Here is an 8,689-nt window from a genome sequence, read left to right as displayed (position 1 = left end):
TAGGGCAGCCAGTCGCTGAGGTCGATGTCGCCCGTTTTCAGCGTGAAGACCCCCGCCCGTTCAGCCGAAAAGATCGTGGCCTGCGCACCGGTGTCGAAGTTCGTGTCGTCGGTCTGGAAAGACAGGTGGGGCTCGACCTTGACGTCGACGGCGTCGTCGAGGTTCGACAAGAACGGCACACCCAACTCGATGTGGGTCACTTCATGCACCCGCGCCTTCGGCCGGTCGTCAAAACGGATGCGGCCACCGGTGATGCGCAGGTTGTAGAGCGCAAAGCGTTGTAGCTCTGGCGCCGGTACCGTAGGCTGGTTGAAGCGGGTCAGCAGGTCGTCGATGTCGTAGCGGCCGCTGGCCAGCCGCGCGACATTCAGCTCAGGCGCCTGCAACTCGATGGCACCCACCACAGGGGCGCGCCGCCACAGGCTGACCAACTCGGCGTTCACCTCGCCATGCGCCAGGCGCAGCAACGGCTTGTCGGCAGCACTTGAGTCGTTAGCTGGTCCACCGATGACCAGGCCATCGACCCCCACGGTCAGTGTCAATGGGTTGATACGCAGCGCCTCGATGGTCACGCTGCGGCCCAGCAGCGCCGAGGCTTTGTCTTGCGCGAAGCCGCGCAGCCACAGCGGCAGCACCAGCCACGCCAGCAGCATGGCCGATGCCAACAACGTAGTAGAACCCAGCAGCCAACGCCGGCCACGTGTCGAGGAGGCCATCCGCATCAAGGTAGGCATCGGCAGCAAAGGCATCGGTGGCGCGCGCAGGCGAAATTCAGGGGCCTTCATTGTGGCCGAGCGCTGCGTGAGCACCTGAAACAGACGCCCCAATGACGAAGCCCCTCCTGACCCTTTCGGGTGGAGGGGCCTGTGAGTGGCTATGCCACTCAGTGGGGCTCCGGCAGGGAAGTGGGCCGGGGCTCCGTAGGCGCGGGAATTGCGCTTACAGGGTGTTGCCTCAAAGAGGCGAAGTCAGTGTGCGACAGCCCCGCGACCGGGGCAAGCATCTTTACACGCTCATCCAGTGGGGCTGTACGCCGTGCAAGCCCTCGTCGCCTCGGTCTCGATCACTTCTTCAAAAGGCCTTCGACGATGCCCGCCATGCGCGCTTGGACGGCCGGGTCCATCGTGATCGTGCGGCCCCATTCGCGGCTCGTTTCGCCCGGCCACTTGTTGGTCGCGTCGAGGCCCATCTTGCCGCCCAGCCCGCTGACAGGCGAGGCGAAATCGAGGTAGTCGATCGGCGTCTCACCCACCAGGGTGGTGTCACGCAGAGGGTCCATCCGCGTGGTGATGGCCCAGATCACTTCCTTCCAGTCGCGGATGTCGACATCGTCATCGGTGACGATGATGAACTTGGTGTACATGAACTGACGCAGAAAGCTCCACAGGCCGAACATCAAGCGCTTGGCGTGGCCGGGGTAGCTCTTCTTGATCGAGATCACCGCGAGTCGGTAGCTGCAGCCTTCGGGCGGCAGGTAGAAGTCGGTGATCTCCGGAAACTGCTTTTGCAGGATCGGGACGAAGACTTCGTTCAAGGCTACGCCCAGCACTGCCGGCTCGTCGGGTGGTTTGCCCGTGTAGGTGGAGTGGAAGATCGGATCGCGCCGGTGCGTGAGCCGGCTCAGCTCGAACACGGGGAACCAGTCCTGCTCGTTGTAGTAGCCGGTGTGGTCTCCGAACGGGCCCTCGAGCGCGTGCAAATAGCCGTTGACCTCGCGCAGCGGCACGCCCAATTCGCTGTGACCCGTGAAGCCGGCGGCGGCTGGTGGGATGTGCCCTTCGAGCACCAACTCGGCCCGCGCCGGCACCTGCAGCTTCAGGTCGCCCTCGCCCACTGCACTATCGGCCACCTCAGTCCGGCCGCCACGCAGCAGGCCGGCGAACTGGTACTCAGACAGGCTGTCTGGCACTGGCGTGACGGCACCTAGCGTCGTAGCCGGATCGGCGCCCAGCGCCACTGCGATCGGGAACGGCTGGCCCGGGTTGACGCGAGCGAAATCGCGAAAGTCGAGCGCGCCGCCGCGGTGTGCCAACCAGCGCATGATGACTTGGCGCCGGCCGATGACCTGCTGCCGGTAGATGCCCAGGTTCTGCCTCAACCGGGGCCGCGGTACCTGGCGAGGGCCGCGGGTGATGACCAGGCCCCAGGTGATCAGCGGCCCCGCATCCCCCGGCCAGCAGAACTGGATCGGCCAGCGCCCGAGGTCGACGTCCGGCCCATCGATCACCACTTCCTGGCACGGCGGGGAGCTGACTCGAGCCGGTTTCATGTCCCAAACCGCCTTCGCCATGTCCCAAAGCTTGCCGGCCTCCCTAAACGAATTAGGGGGTTCCGGCTCTTTCAGCGCCGCCAGCAGCCGGCCGACGTCACGCAATTCGGCGACATCGTTTGCCCCCATGCCAAGAGCCACCCGGCGCGGCGTTCCAAACAGATTGACCAGCGCCGGCATGTTGAAGCCAGGCACATTTTCCAGCAGCAATGCTGGGCCTGCGGCCCGTAGCACCTGGTCCGCCAGCGCCGTCATCTCGAGTCGAGGGGACACCGGATCGCTCACGCGGCGAAGCTCGCCGAGGCGTTCCAGCCCGTCCATGAAGCCTCGTAAGTCCTTATATTTCATACTAAAAAGTAATTAGACATAGACTTCATATGCTTGACTGGTTATTTGTCGGCTTCCTAAAATTCGCCGCAACAACCGTAACCAGGGTTTACCCGCGCCACCCGTTGGGGCGCTGAGTCGAGGTAAACACCCGCCCTGCCGCCGGCGCGCCTGCCTTTGCAGCGCACCTTTGCGAGGTGGCAGCCGATTATCACCAGCCCCTCGGCATGGGGCCGGGCCATCGCCCGCCGTGCCGACAGCCTGGTGTGAGAGAGGAAGGATGGACATGAACGAGCCCCAGTGGTGGCTGCGCATGGCCCAGGCAGCCTGTCGAGCGAGCAGTGTCTTTCTGCGCGATGTCGGCAACGGCCTGCTCGAGGTCAGCCACAACATGCTCGCTTTGGTCGGCCTGCTGGTCGTCGCACTGAGCATCTTTGCCGCCGGCCGCGCCGATCTGCGTGCCAGCGTCGAGCAGCAGGCCTTGGATTGGCTGCAGCAACGCCACAGCGCCCGCGCGGAGGACATCGGCTACGTGGCTGAACCTGACGACACTGACAGCGCAGCGCTGGCGAAAGCCTTGGCGGCTGACCCGGCAGGGTTGAACCGCCAACAGGCGGCCGTGGCTACTTGGCTGTCGCGCCGCTATCGGGTGGCACCGGAGCCGGTGGCGCGCCTGGTGCAAGAGGCCTGGCAGGTCGGGCAGCGTGCAAGTCTGGATCCGACGCTGATCCTGGCCATCGCCGCGATCGAATCCAGCTTCAACCCATTTGCCCAGAGCCCGGTGGGCGCGCAGGGCCTGATGCAGGTGATGACCCGCGTCCACAACCAGAAGTACGAGGCCTTCGGCGGCGCATTGACCGCGTTTGACCCTGTGACCAACCTGCGCGTGGGCGTGCAGGTGCTGAAGGAATGCATCGCGCGTGCCGGCAGCCTGGAAGCCGGCCTGAAGTTCTATGTCGGCAGCGGCAACACGGACGATGACGGCGGCTATGCCGCGAAGGTGCTGGCCGAGCAGCGGCATCTGGTTCGCGTGGCGGCCGGGCAGCAAGTGCCYGTGACGGTGCCGACCGTTCTGACGCCCGCAGTGGCTGCCACCGCGCCGAGCGCTGGCGCAGCCTCAGCTGCAGCCGCTACTCGCGCCGAGACGCCGAGCCCGGAACCCAAGCCCGCCGACCACGAGCAAGTGGCCCTTGCCCGCTGATGGTGCATAGCATGTCACCAGTGCCGCAAGTCACACCCCGTCGCGGGATACACTAGCTGCGACGCGCAACTGGCGATAGGGGCGCCGCCGACCGAATCCTCGGCTCAGGTGGTCGCCGCAAGGTGGATCACCACCGGGAAGCGCGGGGCGGCAATCCTGCTGCCTAGAACAGCCGTTCGCCTGGGCAGCCTCTGGTCTGTTTCGCCGTGCCGAAACAGCCTGCGCAGGCGCAACCGCCCCGACTTGAAGGAAGCCTCCCATGTTCGACCGCTCGCAATCGACGATCGCCAACGTCGATCCCGATATTTGGGCCGCCATCCAGGCCGAAAACCGCCGGCAAGAAGAGCACATCGAGCTCATCGCCTCGGAGAACTACACCTCGCCGGCCGTCATGGCAGCGCAGGGTTCGCAACTGACCAACAAGTACGCCGAAGGCTACCCCGGCAAGCGCTACTACGGCGGCTGCGAATATGTCGATGTCGTCGAGCAGTTGGCCATCGACCGGCTGAAGCAGCTCTACGGCGCCCAGTTCGCCAACGTGCAAGCGAACTCCGGTTCGCAAGCCAACCAGGCGGTTTTTTTCGGCCTGCTGCAGCCCGGTGACACCATCATGGGCATGAGCCTGGCCGAAGGCGGCCACCTGACCCACGGCATGGCGCTCAACATGAGCGGCAAGTGGTTCAAGGTCGTCAGCTACGGCCTGGATGCGAACGAGGCCATCGACTACGACGCGATGGAGCGCCTGGCCCACGAGCACAAGCCCAAGCTGATCATCGCCGGCGCCTCGGCCTACAGCCTGCGCATCGACTTCGAGCGCTTCGCCAAGGTTGCCAAGGCCATCGGCGCGATCTTCATGGTCGACATGGCCCACTACGCTGGTCTGATCGCCGCAGGCGTCTACCCGAACCCGGTGCCGCATGCCGACGTGGTGACCTCCACCACCCACAAGAGCCTGCGCGGCCCGCGTGGCGGCATCGTGCTGATGAACGACGAGGCAATCGCCAAGAAGATCAACAGTGCCATCTTCCCGGGCATCCAGGGCGGGCCGCTGATGCACGTGATCGCCGGCAAGGCGGTCGCCTTCAAGGAAGCCTTGAGCCCTGAATTCAAGGTCTACCAGCAGCAGGTGCTGGCCAACGCCAAGGTGCTGGCGGACACACTGACTGAGCGCGGCCTGCGCATCGTCAGCGGCCGCACCGAAAGTCACGTGATGCTGGTCGATCTGCGCCCCAAGAACTTGACCGGCAAGGAAGCCGAAGCCATCCTGGGTGCAGCTCACATGACCTGCAACAAGAACGGCATCCCGAACGACCCGCAAAAGCCGATGGTGACCAGCGGCATCCGCCTGGGCAGCCCGGCGATGACCACGCGCGGTTTCAAGGAAGAGCAGGCTCGCGCGACCGCGAACCTGCTCGCCGACGTGCTTGACAACCCGCACGATGAAGCGAACATCGCCCGCGTGCGCGAAAAGGTCGCCGCGCTGACGCGCGACTTCCCGGTCTACCGCTAACCGCAGCCGCGAACGGTCCAGCCTAGCCGCACTGATCTAATACTGCACCATGCGCTGCCCCTACTGCGTCCACGTCGAAACCCAGGTCGTCGAGACCCGGGAGTCCGACGAGGGTGACGTGGTGCGGCGGCGCCGCAAATGCACCAAGTGCGACAAGCGCTTCACCACCTACGAACGCGCTGAAATCGCCCTCCCGGCGATCGTCAAGCGCAGCGGCGCCCGGGTCGAATTCGACCCGGCCAAGCTTCGTGCTTCCATGACTTTGGCGCTGCGCAAGCGCCAAGTCAGCATCGAGCAAGTCGATGCCGCCATCGAACGCATCCAGGACAAACTCCTCGCCAGCGGCCAACGCGAAATCGCGTCGACCCGCATCGGCGAGCTGGTGATGCGCGAACTCAAGCGCCTGGACAAGGTCGCTTATGTCCGCTTTGCTTCGGTTTATCGAAGCTTTGAGGATGTGGATGAGTTCAGTAGGTTGATCAAGGAAATCTAGAGCTGAAACGGCTGCCTAAGCAGCCGTTTCTGTTTCTGGATGCCAAGCTGATCACCAGGATCTTCGGCCCGCCTTGATCACTTCCAGCAGTCCGCTGCGCTTCCTGCTGTGGCGTCCTTAGCGCCCGTGTGGGTGAGTGTCAGGTTGCCGCATTTGCTGTCTCCGCTCATCGGCTCGGCGGTCAGCAGGAAAGTACGGCCGCTGGGGTCAACACTGACGTCGATCGCATAGGCCTTCGAGCTTTCCACTACACCCTTGGGCGCCCATCTCAGCCCCGTAGAAACAAGCAAAGCTGTAGCGGTAGGGGTGTCCACAAATGAATTGCGCGCCACGTACAACCGCTGCATAGCCTGTGCCGCCTCCAGCAGCACCGTCTCCGCATCCGAACGGCGACTGCGCCGCACCTGCTCGGTGTAAGACGGGTAGGCGATCGCCGCCAGAATCCCAATGATCGCCACGACGATCATCAGTTCGATGAGCGTGAAGCCTGTTTGGCGCTTCTGACGCCGCCGGACAAAGAGTGGAAGACGTGTATTCATGATGATGCGATGCCGTGGATCAATCTGTGGGCGGATTCAGGATCTGCTTCCAAACACGGTCAACCACCGTGCCCGTGCACACCGCAGGCGGAAGATTGATCTTCATGCATTGAGGCCCAGTGTTGCAGTCCCAATAACCCACGATGTTGCCCTTGCAGTCTTTTTCGACTTCGCAGGTCTGACCCTTGCATTCGGCATCACTGACAATTGCATCCCGGCCATCGCTGCGGGTTTGGAAACCGCCAACGATCAGATCCTTGTCATCGACGATCCCGTCCCCATTGGTGTCCAGCACCGGGACGGTTGGTTGCATGCCACTGGCAGCTACCAGCAAGAAGTTGTAGCCCACGCCAGTAGTGGGGTCGCAGCGACCGGCGGGTGCCGCCGGCACCATGGTGCTGAAGAACACATACGCATTCGACAGGATGAGCGATGGGTAGATCACCCGTTGGCGGTCCCATGGCAAATCGACGAGCCAGCCCAGGTCGTGATCCCAGTCAACTTCGCTGGTARTCACCTCGTAATAGGTGCCCCCCCTGTCTGTCTTGGGAGTTTGATTGATGGTCTGGACAACCAATCGGCTGCGATCTACTGCCACTGGCTCGAACGGGCTGTCGAACTCCGCTGAAGACTCGCCGATTTTGACGTTGTCCCACACACCGTAATAGGTCTGACGCTGTGTCGACTCAGAGTCAGCCTCATCGATCAGCTTGCCGCTGCCAAAAAGCACGACACGGCCTTGCTTCGGGTGGTCGACGAAAACGGGCGGCACAGTAATTGGCTGCGCGGTTCCGCTCGGGTCTGTCGCAGTAAACAGCGGCTTGCCCTTGAAGCCGATCTTCCAACTCGCGTCACCCGCACCTTCGAAATCAAAGCGCCAGACATTGCCCTTCAGGTCACCGGCGTAAGCACCAACCACCTCTTGGGTCGCAACATCCTTGATCAGCGAGACACCCATCAGACCGGTGTCACCCGTGGCCGCCACCGTCATGCGCTTTTCAATCGCACCGGTGGCCATGTCGACCACCAACAGCACCGCATTACCTTTGGTGCTGTAGACACCATTGCCAACGAACGCCTTCCAGCCACCCCCCTTGAGTTTGCCTACCGCAAAGTCGGCGAACATGTAGCCGATGTCGCCGTCGGTGGCCCCCGACTTTTCCCATAGCAACGTGTTCGCACCGAGGTCCGCTGCATCCAGCGTGCTACCGAAGTCAGTCGGTATGTGCATGGCGAAAAAAGCCTTGCCACCAGCCCCCATCGAGCCAATCACCAGATTCGCCCATTCCGGGCTGGAGTTGCGACGCGTAGAGATCTTCGCGTCGGTCTCGTTCATCGGGCCGTCCACGAAGAACTTATGGAAATTGGTCTTCGTCCCATAGTCCTTGGCCGCGATGTTGCGAAGGTTCGGCAACCCTTCGTAGGGCAAATAACCATAGATCTCGGTGCCATCAATGCCGCGGAACGCATGTACGGCGCCGGCGTTACCACCCACCACGATCGCAGAGTCGCTACGTGCTTTCTTCCGAGCGACGAAGTCGGAGTAGGTCGGATCAAATACGGAATAACCAAGGTCCAGCTTGCCACGCACGACGACCGGCGGCGAATTGACAAAATCGCCCAGGTACTTCCCGTCACGAGCCCGGTAAGTCTTCCCGGTCCCCTCATCGCTCGAATCGCCGCGGATGTATTTGGTCAGCCCATCACTGCCGACGCGGGTCTGATTATTTGTACCCATACCCGTCCAGGTAAAGGGTACGGGTTCGCCCAATGAACCCTTGGTCGGGTCCCAGGTAAAGAGGCTTCTGTCAGCCTGCGCCGGCAAGTGTGCACTGGCGCTCCAAATCAATGTGCCCTCGAGACCATCGGTGCTCAGCTTCAGCGCTTCGACGTCGCCATACCAGGACACCGACTTGTACTTCGGCACATACTTGACGTTGTCAGTTACCACGGAGGCTGACGCCGTGGCCACACCGGCCTCCTTGGCCTCGTTGCCGGCGGCCTTGCCGAAGGCGTCGCTCAGGGCTTTCGTGAGTTCGATTGTGTTGGATACCGAATAGAAGTCGCCGCCGGTGTTTACCGCACCGTGCCACATGTCATCGATCTTCTGTGGACTACCCTTTGTCGGATCCGGCCACTTCAGCGCGCCGGAATATAGTTTGTCCAGTGTGTCCTTCTTGGCCGCAGGAGATGAATCGAGCGTGMCCTTGACGCCCAGCCCCACCATAAATTGCGTCAAGTGCTGCCAATATGCAATGTCGCCAGCGATCGGCCAGACCTTGTTGTCGATCGTGCTGTCGAGGTCTGTCACATAGTATTTCGAGGCGACGTCTGCCAGCGTGTTTGACAC

The 8,689-nt window shown here is 62.6% G+C and carries 8 protein-coding genes and 1 riboswitch; of the genes, 4 read left to right on the top strand and 4 right to left on the bottom strand.

Annotated elements, in window-relative coordinates:
• Window positions 1–716 (bottom strand): DUF748 domain-containing protein (locus AC1DYI_RS19830; RefSeq protein ID WP_477205853.1); only part of this gene is annotated, 716 nt, incomplete at its 3' end.
• Here AC1DYI_RS19830 and AC1DYI_RS19825 point away from each other — a divergent pair.
• Window positions 652–813: a hypothetical protein gene (locus AC1DYI_RS19825; RefSeq protein ID WP_477205854.1), complete on the top strand. Its 162-nt coding sequence runs from the start codon at window positions 652–654 to the stop codon at window positions 811–813. The two genes, AC1DYI_RS19830 and AC1DYI_RS19825, sit on opposite strands and share 65 nt — an antisense overlap.
• Before the next feature lie 250 nt (window positions 814–1,063).
• Here AC1DYI_RS19825 and AC1DYI_RS19820 read toward each other — a convergent pair whose 3' ends face one another.
• The gene (locus tag AC1DYI_RS19820; RefSeq protein WP_477205852.1) at window positions 1,064–2,617 is read right to left on the bottom strand and encodes a UbiD family decarboxylase; all 1,554 of its coding nucleotides are present in this window, start codon (window positions 2,615–2,617) and stop codon (window positions 1,064–1,066) included.
• Window positions 2,618–2,882: 265 nt separating this feature from the next.
• Here AC1DYI_RS19820 and AC1DYI_RS19815 point away from each other — a divergent pair, with 265 nt between their 5' ends.
• The 3 genes from AC1DYI_RS19815 (at window position 2,883) to nrdR (ending at window position 5,800) form a co-directional block, all read left to right on the top strand.
• Window positions 2,883–3,797: a lytic transglycosylase domain-containing protein gene (locus AC1DYI_RS19815; protein ID WP_477205851.1), complete on the top strand. Its 915-nt coding sequence runs from the start codon at window positions 2,883–2,885 to the stop codon at window positions 3,795–3,797.
• 55 nt (window positions 3,798–3,852) lie between these two features.
• Window positions 3,853–3,990: riboswitch (ZMP/ZTP riboswitch) on the top strand.
• Window positions 3,991–4,056: 66 nt separating this feature from the next.
• Entirely contained in the window at window positions 4,057–5,307 is a 1,251-nt protein-coding gene (gene glyA, locus AC1DYI_RS19810; protein WP_477205850.1) for a serine hydroxymethyltransferase, read from the top strand.
• Between the two features lie 49 nt (window positions 5,308–5,356).
• A complete protein-coding gene (nrdR, locus tag AC1DYI_RS19805) occupies window positions 5,357–5,800 on the top strand; it encodes a transcriptional regulator NrdR (RefSeq protein WP_477205849.1) in 444 nt (147 codons plus the stop codon).
• Between the two features lie 77 nt (window positions 5,801–5,877).
• On the opposite strand, the gene AC1DYI_RS19800 is transcribed toward nrdR, so the two are convergent.
• Entirely contained in the window at window positions 5,878–6,339 is a 462-nt protein-coding gene (locus AC1DYI_RS19800; RefSeq protein WP_477205848.1) for a type IV pilin protein, read from the bottom strand.
• 19 nt (window positions 6,340–6,358) lie between these two features.
• Window positions 6,359–8,689, bottom strand: a 2,331-nt coding sequence (locus AC1DYI_RS19795; RefSeq protein WP_477205847.1) for a pilus assembly protein, incomplete at its 5' end; no start/stop codon positions are given.

The organism is Ideonella sp. P3_A4 (assembly GCF_056403075.1).
This window is presented reverse-complemented; position numbering and strand designations above follow the sequence as displayed.

Bases quoted from the DNA above. Each gene is read 5' to 3' on its own strand.
- AC1DYI_RS19825 (WP_477205854.1), top strand. From the start codon at position 652: ATGGCCGATGCCAACAACGTAGTAGAACCCAGCAGCCAACGCCGGCCA.
- AC1DYI_RS19820 (WP_477205852.1), bottom strand. From the start codon at position 2,617: ATGAAATATAAGGACTTACGAGGCTTCATGGACGGGCTGGAACGCCTC.
- glyA (WP_477205850.1), top strand. From the start codon at position 4,057: ATGTTCGACCGCTCGCAATCGACGATCGCCAACGTCGATCCCGATATT.
- nrdR (WP_477205849.1), top strand. From the start codon at position 5,357: ATGCGCTGCCCCTACTGCGTCCACGTCGAAACCCAGGTCGTCGAGACC.
- AC1DYI_RS19800 (WP_477205848.1), bottom strand. From the start codon at position 6,339: ATGAATACACGTCTTCCACTCTTTGTCCGGCGGCGTCAGAAGCGCCAA.